This is a genomic window from Pseudomonas sp. LB1P83 (assembly GCF_054897885.1).
In genome coordinates, this window is the sequence record NZ_CM142709.1 from 1529052 (window position 1) to 1544486 (window position 15435).

Here is a 15435-nt window from a genome sequence, read left to right on the forward strand (position 1 = left end):
ACAGACTTTGTGTCAAGCGCTCCTTACCCATACGCCGTAAACCCGTAGGAGCGAGGCTTGCCCGCGAAGACTGACTTACAGGCGATAACCATTAACATGCAAAAACGCGACACAGAAATGTCGCGTATCGGATAGATCGCCCCTTAACAGTGCGTTTGTCGGGCAAATTCGTTAGGCTAGCAGCCATTTTGCGAAACGCGGCCCACAAGGAAGCGACGCGCTAAAGGGTCAGTCCTATACGGACCGACAGCATTTCCCTCACCCACAAGGGAAATCCCTCTCTAAATTCCGATTCAGTAGTGTGGTATTTCCTTAATGAAAGTTTTGAAAGGTCAGGACATCCTGGCACTTGGTTTTATGACGTTTGCCCTGTTCGTCGGGGCCGGTAACATCATCTTCCCGCCTATCGTCGGTTTGCAGTCCGGGCCGAATGTCTGGATGGCGGCGCTGGGCTTTCTGATCACCGCGGTCGGTCTGCCAGTGATCACTGTGGTGGCCCTGGCGAAAGTCGGTGGAGCAATGGATGCGCTGAGCAGCCCGATCGGCAAAATCGCCGGTGGCCTGCTGGCCGCGGCGTGCTACCTCGCCGTCGGGCCGCTGTTCGCCACGCCGCGCACCGCGACCGTGTCGTTCGAAGTGGGCCTGGCGCCGTTGACCGGCGAAAGTCCGCTCGCGCTGTTTCTCTACAGCTCGGTGTACTTCCTGCTGGTGTTCTTCATTTCGCTCTATCCGGGCCGTTTGCTGGATACCGTAGGACGTTTCCTCGCCCCCCTGAAGATCATCGCCCTGGCCGCACTCGGCATCGCCGCGTTCGCGTTGCCTGCCGGCGACATTGGCGTGGCCACCCCGGAATACGTGGCGGCACCGTTCTCCCAGGGTTTCATCAATGGTTACCTGACCATGGATACCCTCGGCGCGCTGGTGTTCGGCATCGTCATCGTCAACGCGATCCGTTCCCGTGGCGTCGAGTCGCCGGTGCTGATCACCCGGTACGCGATCATTGCCGGTCTGATTGCCGGCGTGGGCCTGGCGCTGGTTTACGTCAGCCTTTTCCGTCTCGGCTCAGGCAGCCATGAAGTAGCGGCCGGTGCAACCAACGGTGCTGCGGTGTTGCACGCCTATGTTCAACACACCTTCGGTTCGTTGGGCAGCGGTTTCCTGGCGGTGCTGATCTCCCTGGCCTGTCTGGTGACGGCGGTCGGCCTGACCTGCGCTTGTGCCGAGTACTTCAGTCGCGTGCTGCCACTGTCCTACAAGACATTGGTCATCATCCTGGCGGTGTTCTCGCTGTTTGTGTCCAACCTGGGCCTCACCAAGCTGATTGCGTTCTCGATCCCGGTGCTGACAGCGATTTACCCGCCGTGCATCGCCCTGGTAGCGCTGAGCTTCTGCAAGGATTTCTGGCATGAACAGGGCCGCATCGTTGGCCCGGTAATGCTGGTTTCGTTCATTTTCGGCCTGATCGATGCGCTCAAGGGCGCGGGTCTGGCGGACTGGATGCCGACTCAGCTGTCCCACCTGCCACTGAGCGAGCAGGGCCTGGCGTGGTTGGTGCCGTCGGTCATGACCTTGGTGGTCGCGGTGGTTTGCGACCGTCTGCTGGGCAAGCGCGAAGAAGCGCTGGCTTAAGCGGCTTCACGACCCGTCACAAGCGGGTCTTGAGCCTCTACAGAAATGCCCCGTATCAATCGATACGGGGCATTTTTTATGCGCGTGATGCAGTGTCTTTTTTTGTCAGCAAACGTCGAAGCACTGCAAATCCCCTGTGGGAGCGAGCCTGCTCGCGATAGCGGTAGATCAGTCAACATCCGAGTTGAATGTAAATCCGTCATCGTCGGAACGCCGCCCGGAGCCGGCTCGCTCCCACAAAGGTTTCGGTGTTCAGTCTCTACATCACAAGGACCTGCATGTCGTTCATCCACGCCAACATCATCCACATCCTCGCCGCCGTCTGGTTTGTCATTTGCTGGGGCGGTTACACCCGGTATGCCTCGTGGAAGGGCCGCGACACCGCGTGCCTGGCCAGTGTGCTGCACCTGTACCGTGAAGACTGGATGCGTCGCATGTTGCTGCGCGACAACCGCATCGCAGACGCCAGCGTGGTCGGCAACCTGGAGCGTAATGCCTCGTTCTTCGCTTCCAGCACCCTGATTATCCTGGCCGGTATTCTTACGGTACTCGGCGCGTCTGAACGGGCCGTGTCGTTGCTGGCGGATATTCCGATGGTGCAGCAGGCGTCCCAGGGCATGTCGGAGATCAAGTTGCTGTGCCTGGCGCTGGTGTTTGTCTATGCGTTCTTTACGTTCAGTTGGTGCATGCGCCAGTACAACTTCGCCGCGATTCTGATTGGCTCGGCACCGATGATTGGTGAGCGCCACGTTTCCGAACAAGAGCGCAAAGCCTTCGCGGCCCGAGCGGCCCGGGTGATCTCCATGGCTGCCAACCAATTCAACTTTGGCCTGCGCTCTTACTACTTCGGCATGACCATGCTGGCCTGGTTCGTCAGCCCGTGGCTGTTCATGTTGATGAGTGCGGGCGTGGTGCTGGTGTTGTATCGCCGGGAGTTCCATTCCGACGTTCTCGATGTGATGGTCTATACCCCTACAGAGGCGCCATTGCCCGAAGCCAACAAAGAGGCCGCTTGATGAGTATTCCGTTCTGGTGCGTGTTTATCAGCGCATTGCTGATTTACGTGGCCCGCATGCCCGTGGCCAGGGCCATGAAAGAGCAGGGCGGTTACAACAACCACCTGCCGCGTCAGCAACAAGCGCAACTCACAGGCTTTGGCGCCCGTGCGGTCGCGGCGCATCAAAACTGCTTCGAGGCGTTCATATTGTTTGCGGTGGGGGTGCTGATGGCACACACCACTCAAACGGCGGGGTGGCTGATCGATTCGCTGGCAATCATCTTTGTGATTACCCGAATCGTTTATTTATTGTGCTATTGGGCTGATCTTGCCTGGCAGCGGAGTCTGGTGTGGTTCATCGGACTAGTGTGTTCCTTGCTGCTGATGATTAGTCCGACTTTTAGAACCATATTGCTCTAACGGGGCAAATCACAGGCAAAAGAAAACCCGCACTTGGCGGGTTTTCTTTATCACGCTAAAAACTGTTTTAGTTTTTAGGTGCTTCTTTTGCTGCCGCTGCTTCCGATTCAGCCTTAGCTTCGGCAGCTTTGGCGTTTTCTTTCGCAGCGTCGTTCACATTTTCCTGAGCTTTGTTCATTTCTTTTTGTGCTTGCTCAGCATGTTGGTTAGCATCTTGAGCTTTGTCCTCGGATTTTTTATCGCAGGCAGCGAGACCGAGGGAAGCGGTCAACATCAAGGCAATAGCTAAAGTCTTACGCATGGGGTGTATCTCCTTATGGAAAATATCTACTGGCCTTTCGAGCACAGCCATCAGGGTTAAGTTCCTCAATTCGTTCAGATATATAAGATTATTCCCACGGGAACTTTTACGAATACGCTGAATACGATCTCCGAATACTAAGAAGAGTGTTTATCACATGGCCGAAAACCCCGTTTTTGAGCGCGCGACGCGATTTCTTTCAGCACTCAGGCATTGTCAGGTACTGGGTTTGCGCGTTCACAGCGCCAGCAGCGACGGACTGACGGTCATCCTGCCATACAGCCCGCAAATTGTCGGTAACCCGCAAACCGGAGTGATCCATGGCGGGGCGCTGACGACCCTGATGGACACCGCGTGCGGCATGTCGACTCTCTGCGTCCTGCCCGAATTTGAAGTCTGTCCGACCCTCGATTTGCGTATCGACTACATGCACGCCGCCGAACCTCATAAGGATGTCTACGGTTTCGCCCAATGCTACCGGGTGACCACCGACGTGATCTTCGCTCGGGGATTTGCCTACCAGGACGATCCCGAACAGCCCATCGCACATGTCGTTGGCACGTTCATGCGCATGGGCAAAGCCATCAAAGGCACCAAGGGGTTTGGCGGTGCAATCGCCGGAGGTGCGAAATGACTGACACGTTCAAGGAGCAACTTCAGCAGGCCCATGAGCAAGGGGACTACGCTTCGCTGCTGCACCTGCTTCCCTACGCCAAACTGATCGGAGTCGAGTGTTCGCGTGTCGGGGATGAGTTGCTGTTTCGCTTGCCGGCCAACAAGGACAACATTGGTAACCCTTTACTGCCCGCCATCCATGGTGGGGTGATTGCCGGTTTCATGGAGCTGTCCGCAGCGCTGCACCTGCTGATTTTCACCGGTTCGCCCGGTGTGCCGAAGATCATCGACTTTTCTCTCGATTACCTGCGAACCGGGCAGTTTCGCGATACCTGGGCCAAATGTCAGGTCTGCCGTCAGGGCCGACGCGTCGCCAACGTAGCGATTACGGCCTGGCAAACCACCGAAGCCGAACCGATTGCCACGGCCCGCGCCCATTTCAAAATTGAAGAGCCCTTGAAATCCTGAACTCAGCCCCCAACTTTGATGACAACCCGCCGTCGACCCTGAAGGTCACGGCCACTGCCATCTGATTGGAGTTTGATGACCATGAGTGTGGAAACTCAAAAGGAAACCCTGGGCTTCCAGACCGAGGTGAAGCAACTGCTGCACCTCATGATCCATTCGCTGTATTCCAACAAGGAAATTTTCCTTCGCGAATTGATCTCGAACGCCTCTGACGCTGTCGACAAATTACGTTTCGAAGCCCTGTCCAAGCCTGAACTGCTGGAAGGTGGCGCCGAACTGAAAATCCGTGTGAGCTTCGACAAGGACGCCAAAACCGTCACCCTCGAAGACAACGGCATCGGCATGAGCCGTGAAGACGCGATCACCCACCTGGGTACGATCGCCAAATCCGGCACTGCCGACTTCATGAAGCACCTGTCTGGCGATCAGAAGAAAGACTCGCACCTGATCGGTCAGTTTGGTGTCGGTTTCTACTCGGCGTTCATCGTCGCCGATAAAGTTGACGTGTTCAGCCGTCGTGCCGGTGCTGCCGCCAGCGAAGGCGTGCACTGGTCGTCCAAGGGCGAAGGCGATTTTGAAGTTGCCACCGTTGAGAAAGCCGAGCGCGGCACCCGTATCGTCCTGCACCTGAAGTCCGGTGAAGACGAATTCGCCGACGGCTGGCGTCTGCGCAACATCATCAAGAAGTACTCCGACCACATCGCTTTGCCGATCGAGTTGCCGAAAGAAGTGGCCGCTGTCGAAGGCGAAGAGAAGCCTGCTGCCGAATGGGAAACCGTCAACCGCGCCAGCGCCCTGTGGACCCGTCCTCGCACCGAGATCAAGGACGAGGAATACCAGGAGTTCTACAAACACATCGCTCACGATTTCGAAAATCCGCTGAGCTGGAGCCACAACAAGGTCGAAGGCAAGCTCGAATACAGCTCGCTGCTGTACGTGCCGACCCGTGCTCCGTTCGACCTGTACCAGCGTGAAGCGCCGAAAGGCCTGAAGCTGTACGTACAGCGCGTATTCGTCATGGACCAGGCCGAGTCGTTCCTGCCGCTGTACCTGCGCTTCATCAAAGGCGTGGTCGATTCCAACGACCTGTCGCTGAACGTGTCGCGGGAAATCCTGCAAAAAGACCCGATCATCGATTCCATGAAGTCGGCGCTGACCAAGCGCGTTCTGGACATGCTGGAAAAACTGGCGAAGAACGAGCCTGAGCAATACAAAGGCTTCTGGAAAAACTTCGGTCAGGTCATGAAAGAAGGCCCGGCAGAAGACTTCGCCAACAAAGAGAAAATCGCTGGCCTGCTGCGTTTCGCGTCGACCACCGGTGATGAAGGCGAGCAAGTGGTAGGTCTGACCGAGTACCTGGCTCGCGCCAAGGAAGGTCAGGACAAGATTTACTACCTGACCGGCGAAACCTACGCGCAAGTCAAAAACAGCCCGCACCTGGAAGTCTTCCGCAAGAAAGGCATCGAAGTGCTGCTGCTGACCGACCGCATCGACGAGTGGCTGATGAGCTACCTCAGCGACTTCGACGGCAAGAGCTTTGTCGACGTGGCACGTGGTGACCTGGACCTCGGCAACCTGGACTCGGAAGAGGACAAGAAAGCCGCGGAAGAAGTCGCCAAGTCCAAAGAAGGCCTGGTTGAGCGTCTGAAAACTGCACTGGGCGATTCCGTCGCCGAAGTACGGGTTTCCCACCGCCTGACCGATTCCCCGGCGATTCTGGCCATCGGCGAGCAGGACCTGGGCATGCAGATGCGTCAGATCCTCGAAGCCAGCGGTCAAAAGGTTCCGGAGTCGAAGCCGATCTTCGAATTCAACCCGGCTCACCCGCTGATCGAGAAACTCGACAACGAGCAGAGCGACGAGCGCTTCGGCGACCTGTCGCACATCCTCTTCGATCAGGCGGCCCTGGCGGCCGGCGACAGCTTGAAGGACCCGGCCGCGTATGTGCGCCGCCTCAACAAGCTGCTGGTTGAACTGTCGGTTTAACCGAGTTGTACAAAAACCCGCTTCGGCGGGTTTTTTCATTCTGGTGCCTTTTACTGGGAGTTAGTCATGAGCCAAATCACTGTTCGTTCTGTCGCTTATCAGATTGATGGCCAGTCGTATGAAAGCCGTCTGGCGTTCGATGCCGACCATAAAGGCCCGCGCCCCGGTCTGTTGATGGCGCCGAACTGGATGGGTGTCAGCGCCGGTGCCGAGGAGATCGCCAAGTCGGTGGCGGCCAAGGGTTATGTGGTGCTGATCGCGGACCTGTACGGCCAGTCGGTGCGACCGCAGAACGGCGACGAGGCGGGTGCAGCCATGATGCCGCTGAAGAACGACCGCGCGTTGCTGCGCAAGCGCATGCAGGCGGCGTTCGAGCAGTTGCAAGGGCAGGGCGAGGCGGCGGTTGATACTTCGAAGCTGGCGACGTTCGGTTTCTGCTTCGGTGGTTGCTGCGCGCTCGAACTGGCCCGCACGGGCGCGGCGGTAAAAGCGGCCGTTTCGTTCCACGGCACGCTGGATACGCCGAACGCCAATGATGCAAAAAACATCAAGGGCTCGGTGCTGGTGCTGCACGGTGCATCCGACCCGTTGGTGCCGAAAGAGCAATTGCCGGCGTTTGAAGAGGAAATGAATGCGGCGGGCGTGGATTGGCAACTGCTGAGCTACGGTGGCGCGGTGCATTCGTTTACTGATCCGCATGCCAATGTGCCGGGGAAGATGATGTATGACGCGAAGACGGCGGGGCGGGCATTTACCGCGATGCACAATCTGCTGGATGAAGTTTTTAAAGGCTGATAGCTGTTTTTGGTTCTGACACTTTTGCTGTTAGTGCCGGCCTCATCGCGAGCAGGCTCACTCCCACATTGGAACGCATTCCCCCTGTAGGAGTGAGCCTGCTCGCGATGGCGGTATAACTGATGTCGAAAATCCTAGGGCAGTTCGATCCGCTCAACTTCCCCGGGCACCGTCGGCCATTCCCCGGCCGCCCAGCGCCGCCGCGCTTCATCGATCGCCGCCGGATCGCTCGCCACAAAATTCCAGTTGATTCGCCGCGGCCCATCCAGCGGTGCCCCACCAAACAGCACCGCATGACAGTCGCTCTCGGCGAACAATGTCATTTCCTCTCCGGCCGGCAACACCACCAGCGCATGTGGTTCCAGTAGCTCGCCATCCAGCTGCGCTTCGCCACTGAGCACATACAACGCCCGCTCTTCATGCTCGGTCGGAATCAGCAAGGTGGTCGCCGTTTGCAGGTTCAATTCTGCATACAACGTCGCAGAAAGCACCGGCACCGGCGATTCGAGGCAAAAGCCTGACCCGGCAATCATCCGGATCTTCACGCCAAGGTTATCGCTGACCGGCAACGTCGCCGCCGGGTGATGGCTGTAGTGGCCGGGCCCCTGTTCATGCTCCTTGGGCGATGCAAGCCAAACCTGCAAACCGTGCATCGTGAAACCGGTGTCCTTCAACGCCTCAGGTGTGCGCTCGACATGGGCGATTGCACTGCCCGCCGTCATCCAGCTGACGTCGCCGGCGTCCACCACCTGGTCGGAGCCGAGACTGTCCTTGTGCTGGATTTTTCCTTCAAACAAATAGGTGAGGGTGGACAGGCCAATGTGCGGATGCTGACGAATGTTCATGCCTTTACCCGCCGGATAACGGGTTTCGAGCATGTGGTCGAAAAACACGAAAGGCCCGACGCTACGGCATTTGGCTGACGGCAGCGGGCGCAAAATCGGCTGGCCTTCGACATCTTCGGCGCGAGGGCGGATCACGAGCGGAGTGTTCATGGTGCATTCCAGGCTGAGCGGGTGACGCGTGGAGCATAACCCGCTTGCGCAGCCCTTGCCGCTATTGGCTGAAGGCACCTTCGGACAGATGGGTTTCGATGCTCACTTCAGTGCTGGTCATCAGCTTGTGGACCGGGCAACGGTCGGCCACGCGGTGCAGCTCGTCGCGCTGAGCGTCGGTGAGCACACCCTTGAGGGTCAGTTTGACGTGCAGGGCATATTTGCCTTTCTGCTCTTGGCTGTTGTCACGTTTGACTTCAACCGTGACGCCGGTCAGCGGGATGTCTTTCTTCTTCGCGTACATCTTCAGCGTCAGGGCCTTGCAGGCACCCAGGGCGGCGTCGAAGTAGTCGTGTGGCTCAGGGGCCGTACCTTCACCGCCAGACGTGGTCGGCACATCGGCAAAGAGTTCATGGTCATCGATCTGGACGCTGTGGCGAAAACCTTCGGCGGAAACGGTATTGACGGTAACGGTCATGGGGAGCCTCCCAGGCTAAAAAATCATTCGATCAAAAAAGACTTCGAAGTTATAGAGCATTCCTACGGGTGCGCGTTCCACTTTCTTGCGCGACACGATCAGGCGGCCAGGCGACCGATTGGCTGCGCACGGTTGCGGATGGCGCAATCCCTGCCTATGTTCCTTGCGAGGCATTACTGGCGACTAGCGCGATGACTCAGCGCGAGTTGCTGTCCATCAAGTGCGGATTCTCGCAGCGAGGTAACGACATGCCAAACGACTCCCGCCCTGCCGTGCTTGAACTGATCGGCAATACGCCGCTGGTGCGCGTCAGCCGCTTTGATACCGGCCCGTGCACACTTTTTCTCAAACTCGAATCACAGAACCCTGGCGGTTCGATCAAGGACCGCATCGGTCTGGCGATGATTGACGCCGCCGAACGCGATGGCCGTCTGCAACCCGGCGGCACCATCGTCGAGGCCACCGCTGGCAACACTGGCCTGGGCCTGGCCCTGGTCGGCCGTGCCAAAGGCTATCGAGTGGTGCTGGTGGTCCCGGACAAAATGTCCACCGAGAAGGTCTTGCACTTGAAGGCGATGGGCGCCGAGGTGCACATCACCCGCTCCGACGTCGGCAAGGGCCATCCCGATTATTATCAGGACGTCGCAGCGCGGCTGGCGCAGGAGATTCCCGACGCGTTCTTCGCCGATCAGTTCAACAACCCGGCCAACCCGCTGGCCCACGAGTGCAGCACCGCGCCGGAGATCTGGGCGCAGACACAGCACGATCTGGACGCCATCGTCGTCGGTGTCGGTTCGGCCGGCACGCTGACCGGGCTGACCCGTTTCTTCCAGCGCGTGCAGCCGAATCTGGAAATGGTATTGGCCGACCCGGTCGGCTCGGTGATGGCCGAGTACAGCCGCAGCGGCATCCTCGGCAAGGCCGGTTCATGGGCGGTGGAAGGCATCGGTGAAGACTTCATTCCGTCGATTGCCGACCTTTCCAGCGTGCGCCACGCCTATTCGATCAGCGACGAGGAAAGCTTCGATCATGCCCGCCAGTTGCTGCGCGCCGAAGGCATTCTCGGCGGTTCGTCGACCGGCACATTACTGGCGGCGGCCCTGCGCTACTGTCGCGAGCAAACCGAGCCGAAACGGGTGGTCAGCTTCGTCTGCGACACCGGCACCCGCTACCTGTCGAAGGTCTACAACGACCAATGGATGAACGATCAGGGCCTGCTGCAATACAAACGCTACGGCGATCTGCGTGACCTGATTGCGCGTCGCTTCGAAGATGGCCGAGTGATCAGCGTCGGCCCGGACGACACGCTGCTCACCGCCTTCCAGCGCATGCGCCTGGCGGATGTCTCACAACTGCCGGTGCTGGCAGACGGAAAGCGGCTGGTCGGCGTGATCGACGAGTCCGATATTCTGCTGGGCGTGCACGAAGACGCTTCGCACTTGCGCAAGCCCGTGGCCAGCGCCATGACTGACAAGTTGCAAACCCTGCCGGCTGGCGCCAGTCTGGCCGAACTGCAGGCGGAGCTCGATCGTGGGCTGGTGGCGATCATCGCCGACGCCTCGGGTTTCCACGGCTTGATTACGCGAGTCGACATGCTCAATCACTTACGGAGATCCCTTACATGAGTCAGCACGATGAATCCGGCTCGCCACGCGCCTTCGGCACCCGTGTGATCCATGCCGGACAGACTCCCGATCCTTCCACCGGGGCGCTGATGCCGCCGATTTATGCCAACTCCACTTATTTGCAGCAGAGCCCCGGCGTACACAAGGGCTTCGACTATGGGCGCTCGCACAACCCGACGCGTTTTGCGCTGGAACGTTGCGTGGCCGACCTTGAGGGCGGGACCCGGGCGTTTGCCTTTGCCTCCGGGCTGGCGGCGATTTCCACCATACTGGAACTGCTCGACGCCAACGCGCACATCGTCTCCGGCAACGACCTGTACGGCGGCACGTTTCGACTGTTCGACAAGGTGCGTCAACGCAGCGCCGGGCATCGCTTCACCTACGTCGACCTGACCGACCTGTCGGCCTTCGAAGCGGCGTTGCAGGACGACACGCGGATGGTCTGCGTCGAGACGCCGAGCAATCCTTTGCTGCGCCTCTCTGATCTGGCCGCCATTGCACGTATCTGCCGCGAGCGAGGCATCCTTTGCGTGGCCGACAACACCTTCGCCAGCCCGTGGATACAGCGCCCGCTGGAGCTGGGTTTCGATATCGTGGTGCACTCGACGACCAAGTACCTGAACGGTCACTCCGACGTGATCGGCGGCATCGCGGTGGTCGGGCAGAACGCCGAACTGGCCGAACGCCTGGGCTTTTTGCAGAACGCGGTGGGCGCTATCGCCGGGCCGTTTGACGCGTTCCTCACCCTGCGCGGTGTGAAGACCCTGGCACTGCGCATGGAACGCCACTGCAGCAATGCGCTGGAACTGGCGCAATGGCTGGAACGTCAGCCGCAGGTGGCGCGCGTCTACTACCCGGGCCTGCCGTCGCACCCGCAGCACGAATTGGCCCGGCAGCAGATGCGTGGATTCGGCGGGATGATTTCCCTCGATCTGAATAGCGATCTGGCCGGCGCCAGACGCTTCCTCGAAAGTGTGCAGATATTCGCCTTGGCCGAGAGCCTGGGCGGGGTGGAAAGCCTGATCGAGCACCCGGCGATCATGACCCACGCCACCATCCCCGCCGACACCCGCGCGCAACTCGGGATCGGCGATGCGCTGGTGCGCTTGTCGGTGGGGGTTGAGGATGTCGAAGACCTGCGCGCCGACCTGGCCCAGGCGCTGTCGCGGATTTAACGTTCAACAGGCAAAAAAAATCCGGAATCCTTGGCGGATTCCGGATTTTCGTGTCGAGCCGGATCAGCTGCCTTTGACAGCCTTGCCGTTGACCTTGCCGTCGAGGAGCATGATGTTGTACTCCTTGCCGTCGGTTTCGACCTGTTGCAGGCGGACCAGCAGGTAATCCCAGTCCTTGGCGAACCACAGCACGGTGATGCGCTTGCTTTGTGTCGGGTCGCGCACGCGCTCGACCTTGATCGCATCGATCTGACCGGCCTTGGTGTCGACTTTTTCCGAACCCAGCACGCGGAAGTCATAGGTATCGACTTCGCCATCATCGACCACCTGATAGCTCATGCTTTTCTTGCCGGCAGCCACATCGTGCTGCAGCGCTAGCTGATAGGTGGATTTGTCGACCATGCCGCGGTTGAGCGGGATCTTTACCGCATCACCGCGATCGGTGCCGGTGACCATTTTGTTGGTCCAGTCGAAGTCCAGGTCCGCTTTCTTGGCTTTGCCCAGACCACCGCGTTCGAAGTGGTAGGACTGTGGCAGCAAGGTGTCCTTGTCTACGGTCAGGGTGCTTTCTTCAGTCAGGCTGGCGATCATCATCGATGCCTTGAAGCTGAGCTTCCAGACGCCGTTGGCTTCCTTGGTCAGGCTGCGTTCAGCCGTGCCGCTCATGGGCAGCTGTTTCCAGTCGGCGGTGTAGCTGGCGGAGAAAGGTTGAAGTTCTGCAGCCTGCGCAAATGGCAGTGCAAGCAGAGCGCAAGCGAAGAGCAGGGCGCGACGCATAAAATCTCCTAGTTTCGAATCAAGTGGCCGCTGGCCGCGAGTAACTTTCCATCCAGTAAAGCACCTTGTTCACCGAGCGATAAACGACCTTCGGCAAACCAGCGTACGGCCATCGGGTAAATCAGGTGTTCCTGAACGTGGACCCGCTGCGCCAGACTCTGCGGCGAATCGTGCAACTCTACCGGTATTACTGCCTGTACGACCAGTGGTCCGCCATCGAGTTCCTCGGTGACGAAGTGCACGGAGCAGCCGTGTTCCGTATCGCCGGCCTCCAACGCGCGCTGATGAGTGTGTAACCCTTTGTATTTGGGCAGCAGCGAGGGATGGATGTTGAGCAGGCGACCCGCGTAGTGGCGCACGAAGTCAGCGCTGAGAATGCGCATGAAACCGGCCAGTACCACGAGTTTGGGGTTGAAAGCGTCGATCAGTTCGATCAGCGCGGCATCGAAGGCTTCGCGGCCTTCGAAAGCCTTGTGATCCAGGGAGCGGGTGTCGATACCCGCGTCCCTGGCGCGTTGCAGGCCGTAAGCGTCGGCGCGGTTGGAAATCACCGCGGCGATGCGGACCGGGCTGTCGCCGGTCCGCGTGCTGTCGATCAAGGCCTGCAAGTTACTGCCGGTGCCGGACAACAGCACCACCACATCACAGGTCTGGGACATCAATGAGCCTTGAGGTTCTTCAGTTCAACCTGAGCCGCGCCTTCGGCCGCGATGGCGATCTGACCGATGACCCAAGGCTGCTCGCCGGCTTCACGCAGGACGTTCAGCGCAGTCTCGACGTGCTCTTGAGCCACGCAGATAACCATGCCGACGCCGCAGTTCAGCACGCGGTGCATTTCGTTTTCGTCGACGTTGCCTTTCTCTTGCAGCCAGTCGAACACGGCAGGACGGGTCCAGCTCGCAACGTCAACCACCGCTTGGGCGCCTTTTGGCAGAACGCGCGGGATGTTGTCCAGCAGGCCGCCACCGGTGATGTGGGCCATGGCTTTGACGGCGCCGGTGTCCTTGATCAGCTTGAGCAACGGCTTCACGTAGATACGGGTCGGGGCCATCAGCAGGTCGGTCAGCGGTTTGCCGTCGAGCTGGATGTTTTCGATGTCGGCACCGGACACTTCGATGATCTTGCGGATCAGCGAGTAGCCGTTGGAGTGCGGGCCGGAAGACGGCAGGGCGAGCAGGGCATCGCCGGCTGCGACTTTCGAACCGTCGATGATTTCGGATTTTTCCACGACGCCGACGCAGAAGCCGGCCAGGTCGTAGTCTTCACCTTCGTACATGCCAGGCATTTCAGCGGTTTCGCCGCCGACCAGGGAGCAGCCGGACAATTCACAGCCAGCGCCGATGCCGGTCACGACCTGGGTCGCGGTTTCGACGTTGAGCTTGCCGGTGGCGTAGTAGTCGAGGAAGAACAGCGGCTCGGCGCCGCAGACCACCAGGTCGTTCACGCACATGGCTACCAGGTCGATGCCGATGCTGTCGTGCTTGTTCAGGTTCAGTGCCAGGCGCAGCTTGGTGCCCACGCCGTCGGTGCCGGAAACCAGTACAGGCTGCTTGTAGCCGGCCGGGATTTCGCAGAGGGCGCCGAAACCGCCCAGGCCGCCCATGACTTCCGGGCGCGCAGTGCGCTTGGCGACGCTCTTGATGCGTTCGACCAATGCTTCACCGGCGTCGATGTCTACACCGGCGTCCTTGTAGCTCAGGGAGGGTTGCTTGCTCATGATCCAGGCCTTTAGGGGGGATTCAGGGGTAACGACCGAGTCCAGTGGGGCCGCCGAAACGGCGTAGGCGAGAGCCTTGCGCGCTATTCCGACACTGCCCGGCTGTTGCCGGTCTGCGAAGGCGCGCGATTTTATCAGGCTTGAGGGGCAGCGGCCATCCTCACGCCGACGGCAGGGGCATATCGGCCGAAAAAAACCGTTATTGCCTGTGTTGGTCGCCTCCTCGATGGCTGTATAAGGTATCGCGATTAACCGTCTATCGTTATGACAGTGCGAAAACTTAGTCAGATCGTGGTGAATGTTTTGCGCAGGGACGTGGTCACAGCCTTGCTCGATCATCTTCATGCGGTCTGTTCCAGCCGCTCTTGTCGTCAGGAATCTTCCATGCGTTTTTTTTCCAGATTTTTGTTTGCAGGCTGTTTGTCCGTGGTCAGTCTGGCCAGTCAGGCCGAAACCGTCAAAGGCCTGTATCAAGTGCGCGAGCCTGTCAGCAGTCAGTCGGCCGAGGAACGCGATCAGGCGACACAGCGCGCGCTTGATACGCTGGTGTTGCGTCTGACCGGTGATCCCAAGGCTTCGCAAAGTCCGGGGTTGGCGGCGCTGCGCAAAGACCCGCAACAGATCATCAGCCAATACGGTTTCGACGCTGGCCCGCCGGAAGTGCTGAAAGTCGATTTCGACCCGGCCACCACCGAGCAGGCCTTGCGCCGCGCCGGGTTGTCTTTATGGGGGGCGAATCGGCCGTCGATCCTGAGTTGGTGGTTGAACGACTCCGCCGAGGGTTCGAGTCTGGTGGGAGATGGCCAAGCCAGCGCCGTGCCGTTGCGTCGTGCGGCACAACACCGTGGTCTGCCGTTGCGTCTGCCGTTGGCCGACCTGAGTGAGCAACTGGTCGCCACGGCGCCGAATCTTGAAGGCACGGATGCAGCGCCACTGCGCGGTGCATCGGACCGTTACAACGCTGACGGCTTGCTCGCGGTGCATGCCCGGGAAGAGGGCGGGCAGTGGCAGGCCAAGTGGAATTTTTGGCTCGGCGACAAGAAAGAGGCAGGCAGCGTGCAGGGCGCGGACCAGGCCGCTGTGGCCGATGCGGTGATGCTGGCAGTCAGTGAGCGTCTGGCGCCGCGATTTGTCGTCAAGCCGGGGGCTTCGGGCGAACAATTGCTGGAAGTGCAGGGCATGAACCTGGAACGCTACGCCGCCCTTGGGCGCTTGCTGGAGCCTTTTGGTGCGCGCCTGCAAAGTGTCGACGGTGAGCGCATTCTCTATCGGGTCAATGGCAGCGCCGAGCAGTTACGCTCTCAGCTGTCCCTGGCGAAGTTGCAAGAGGTGCCGGCCGGTGAGGCGCCAGCTCCGGTAGCGCCTGTGCAACCAGTGGCCGAGGGTTCGGCGCCTGTGGTGGCGCCAACGCCGGCACGGGTGCCGCAGTTGCGATTCCGTTGGTAAGGTTTTCTTTC

The 15435-nt window shown here is 59.6% G+C and carries 16 protein-coding genes; 10 read left to right on the top strand and 6 right to left on the bottom strand.

The window, feature by feature from the left end; genetic code table 11:
- Positions 1 to 315: 315 nt before the first annotated feature.
- The 3 genes from brnQ to ACYZTY_RS06975 all read left to right on the top strand — a co-directional run bounded on the left by brnQ (position 316) and on the right by ACYZTY_RS06975 (position 3046).
- A complete protein-coding gene (brnQ, locus tag ACYZTY_RS06965) occupies positions 316 to 1629 on the top strand; it encodes a branched-chain amino acid transport system II carrier protein (protein WP_438660788.1) in 1314 nt (437 codons plus the stop codon).
- Between the two features lie 278 nt (positions 1630 to 1907).
- Positions 1908 to 2645 carry a DUF599 domain-containing protein gene (locus tag ACYZTY_RS06970; protein WP_461957848.1) on the top strand — a complete coding sequence of 246 codons (738 nt, stop codon included), beginning with the start codon at positions 1908 to 1910 and terminating at the stop codon, positions 2643 to 2645.
- On the top strand, positions 2645 to 3046 hold the full coding sequence (locus ACYZTY_RS06975; protein WP_461957849.1) for an MAPEG family protein: 402 nt from the start codon (positions 2645 to 2647) through the stop codon (positions 3044 to 3046). Before ACYZTY_RS06970 ends, ACYZTY_RS06975 begins: the two co-directional genes overlap by 1 nt.
- Positions 3047 to 3113: 67 nt before the next feature.
- On the opposite strand, the gene ACYZTY_RS06980 is transcribed toward ACYZTY_RS06975, so the two are convergent.
- Positions 3114 to 3347, bottom strand: coding sequence for a hypothetical protein (locus tag ACYZTY_RS06980; protein WP_461957850.1), 234 nt, complete (start codon positions 3345 to 3347; stop codon positions 3114 to 3116).
- Positions 3348 to 3504: 157 nt separating this feature from the next.
- On the opposite strand from ACYZTY_RS06980, the gene ACYZTY_RS06985 reads away from it, so the two are divergent.
- The 4 genes from ACYZTY_RS06985 (at position 3505) to ACYZTY_RS07000 (ending at position 7211) form a co-directional block, all read left to right on the top strand.
- The gene (locus ACYZTY_RS06985; protein ID WP_461957851.1) at positions 3505 to 3981 is read left to right on the top strand and encodes a PaaI family thioesterase; all 477 of its coding nucleotides are present in this window, start codon (positions 3505 to 3507) and stop codon (positions 3979 to 3981) included.
- Entirely contained in the window at positions 3978 to 4430 is a 453-nt protein-coding gene (locus ACYZTY_RS06990; RefSeq protein ID WP_461957852.1) for a PaaI family thioesterase, read from the top strand. Before ACYZTY_RS06985 ends, ACYZTY_RS06990 begins: the two co-directional genes overlap by 4 nt.
- A gap of 81 nt (positions 4431 to 4511) precedes the next feature.
- Positions 4512 to 6416: a molecular chaperone HtpG gene (gene htpG / locus ACYZTY_RS06995; RefSeq protein ID WP_461957853.1), complete on the top strand. Its 1905-nt coding sequence runs from the start codon at positions 4512 to 4514 to the stop codon at positions 6414 to 6416.
- Positions 6417 to 6482: 66 nt separating this feature from the next.
- Complete coding sequence (locus ACYZTY_RS07000) at positions 6483 to 7211, top strand: dienelactone hydrolase family protein (protein WP_461957854.1); 729 nt, start codon at positions 6483 to 6485, stop codon at positions 7209 to 7211.
- 134 nt (positions 7212 to 7345) lie between these two features.
- Here the strand turns inward: ACYZTY_RS07000 and ACYZTY_RS07005 are convergent, their stop codons facing one another.
- The gene (locus tag ACYZTY_RS07005) at positions 7346 to 8206 is read right to left on the bottom strand and encodes a pirin family protein (protein WP_461957855.1); all 861 of its coding nucleotides are present in this window, start codon (positions 8204 to 8206) and stop codon (positions 7346 to 7348) included.
- A 61-nt stretch (positions 8207 to 8267) separates the two neighbouring features.
- On the bottom strand, positions 8268 to 8684 hold the full coding sequence (locus ACYZTY_RS07010; protein WP_461957856.1) for an OsmC family protein: 417 nt from the start codon (positions 8682 to 8684) through the stop codon (positions 8268 to 8270).
- Between the two features lie 248 nt (positions 8685 to 8932).
- On the opposite strand from ACYZTY_RS07010, the gene ACYZTY_RS07015 reads away from it, so the two are divergent.
- Positions 8933 to 10309 carry a pyridoxal-phosphate dependent enzyme gene (locus tag ACYZTY_RS07015; protein ID WP_461957857.1) on the top strand — a complete coding sequence of 459 codons (1377 nt, stop codon included), beginning with the start codon at positions 8933 to 8935 and terminating at the stop codon, positions 10307 to 10309.
- The gene (locus ACYZTY_RS07020; protein ID WP_461957858.1) at positions 10306 to 11484 is read left to right on the top strand and encodes a trans-sulfuration enzyme family protein; all 1179 of its coding nucleotides are present in this window, start codon (positions 10306 to 10308) and stop codon (positions 11482 to 11484) included. Before ACYZTY_RS07015 ends, ACYZTY_RS07020 begins: the two co-directional genes overlap by 4 nt.
- Before the next feature lie 63 nt (positions 11485 to 11547).
- On the opposite strand, the gene ACYZTY_RS07025 is transcribed toward ACYZTY_RS07020, so the two are convergent.
- Genes ACYZTY_RS07025 through purM form a run of 3 tightly spaced genes read right to left on the bottom strand, consistent with a single transcriptional unit; the run spans position 11548 to position 13978 of the window.
- On the bottom strand, positions 11548 to 12261 hold the full coding sequence (locus ACYZTY_RS07025; protein WP_461957859.1) for a DUF3108 domain-containing protein: 714 nt from the start codon (positions 12259 to 12261) through the stop codon (positions 11548 to 11550).
- Positions 12262 to 12269: 8 nt separating this feature from the next.
- On the bottom strand, positions 12270 to 12920 hold the full coding sequence (gene purN, locus ACYZTY_RS07030) for a phosphoribosylglycinamide formyltransferase (RefSeq protein WP_077749781.1): 651 nt from the start codon (positions 12918 to 12920) through the stop codon (positions 12270 to 12272).
- Positions 12920 to 13978, bottom strand: coding sequence for a phosphoribosylformylglycinamidine cyclo-ligase (purM, locus tag ACYZTY_RS07035; protein ID WP_438660776.1), 1059 nt, complete (start codon positions 13976 to 13978; stop codon positions 12920 to 12922). The genes purN and purM overlap by 1 nt, the downstream gene beginning before the upstream one ends.
- Before the next feature lie 384 nt (positions 13979 to 14362).
- Here purM and ACYZTY_RS07040 point away from each other — a divergent pair, with 384 nt between their 5' ends.
- The gene (locus ACYZTY_RS07040; protein ID WP_461957860.1) at positions 14363 to 15424 is read left to right on the top strand and encodes a DUF2066 domain-containing protein; all 1062 of its coding nucleotides are present in this window, start codon (positions 14363 to 14365) and stop codon (positions 15422 to 15424) included.
- The last annotated feature ends 11 nt before the right edge of the window (positions 15425 to 15435 follow it).

Coding starts and splice junctions, on each gene's coding strand:
- brnQ (WP_438660788.1), top strand. CDS start 316: ATGAAAGTTTTGAAAGGTCAGGACATCCTGGCACTTGGTTTTATGACG.
- ACYZTY_RS06970 (WP_461957848.1), top strand. CDS start 1,908: ATGTCGTTCATCCACGCCAACATCATCCACATCCTCGCCGCCGTCTGG.
- ACYZTY_RS06975 (WP_461957849.1), top strand. CDS start 2,645: ATGAGTATTCCGTTCTGGTGCGTGTTTATCAGCGCATTGCTGATTTAC.
- ACYZTY_RS06980 (WP_461957850.1), bottom strand. CDS start 3,347: ATGCGTAAGACTTTAGCTATTGCCTTGATGTTGACCGCTTCCCTCGGT.
- ACYZTY_RS06985 (WP_461957851.1), top strand. CDS start 3,505: ATGGCCGAAAACCCCGTTTTTGAGCGCGCGACGCGATTTCTTTCAGCA.
- ACYZTY_RS06990 (WP_461957852.1), top strand. CDS start 3,978: ATGACTGACACGTTCAAGGAGCAACTTCAGCAGGCCCATGAGCAAGGG.
- htpG (WP_461957853.1), top strand. CDS start 4,512: ATGAGTGTGGAAACTCAAAAGGAAACCCTGGGCTTCCAGACCGAGGTG.
- ACYZTY_RS07000 (WP_461957854.1), top strand. CDS start 6,483: ATGAGCCAAATCACTGTTCGTTCTGTCGCTTATCAGATTGATGGCCAG.
- ACYZTY_RS07005 (WP_461957855.1), bottom strand. CDS start 8,206: ATGAACACTCCGCTCGTGATCCGCCCTCGCGCCGAAGATGTCGAAGGC.
- ACYZTY_RS07010 (WP_461957856.1), bottom strand. CDS start 8,684: ATGACCGTTACCGTCAATACCGTTTCCGCCGAAGGTTTTCGCCACAGC.
- ACYZTY_RS07015 (WP_461957857.1), top strand. CDS start 8,933: ATGCCAAACGACTCCCGCCCTGCCGTGCTTGAACTGATCGGCAATACG.
- ACYZTY_RS07020 (WP_461957858.1), top strand. CDS start 10,306: ATGAGTCAGCACGATGAATCCGGCTCGCCACGCGCCTTCGGCACCCGT.
- ACYZTY_RS07025 (WP_461957859.1), bottom strand. CDS start 12,261: ATGCGTCGCGCCCTGCTCTTCGCTTGCGCTCTGCTTGCACTGCCATTT.
- purN (WP_077749781.1), bottom strand. CDS start 12,920: ATGTCCCAGACCTGTGATGTGGTGGTGCTGTTGTCCGGCACCGGCAGT.
- purM (WP_438660776.1), bottom strand. CDS start 13,978: ATGAGCAAGCAACCCTCCCTGAGCTACAAGGACGCCGGTGTAGACATC.
- ACYZTY_RS07040 (WP_461957860.1), top strand. CDS start 14,363: ATGCGTTTTTTTTCCAGATTTTTGTTTGCAGGCTGTTTGTCCGTGGTC.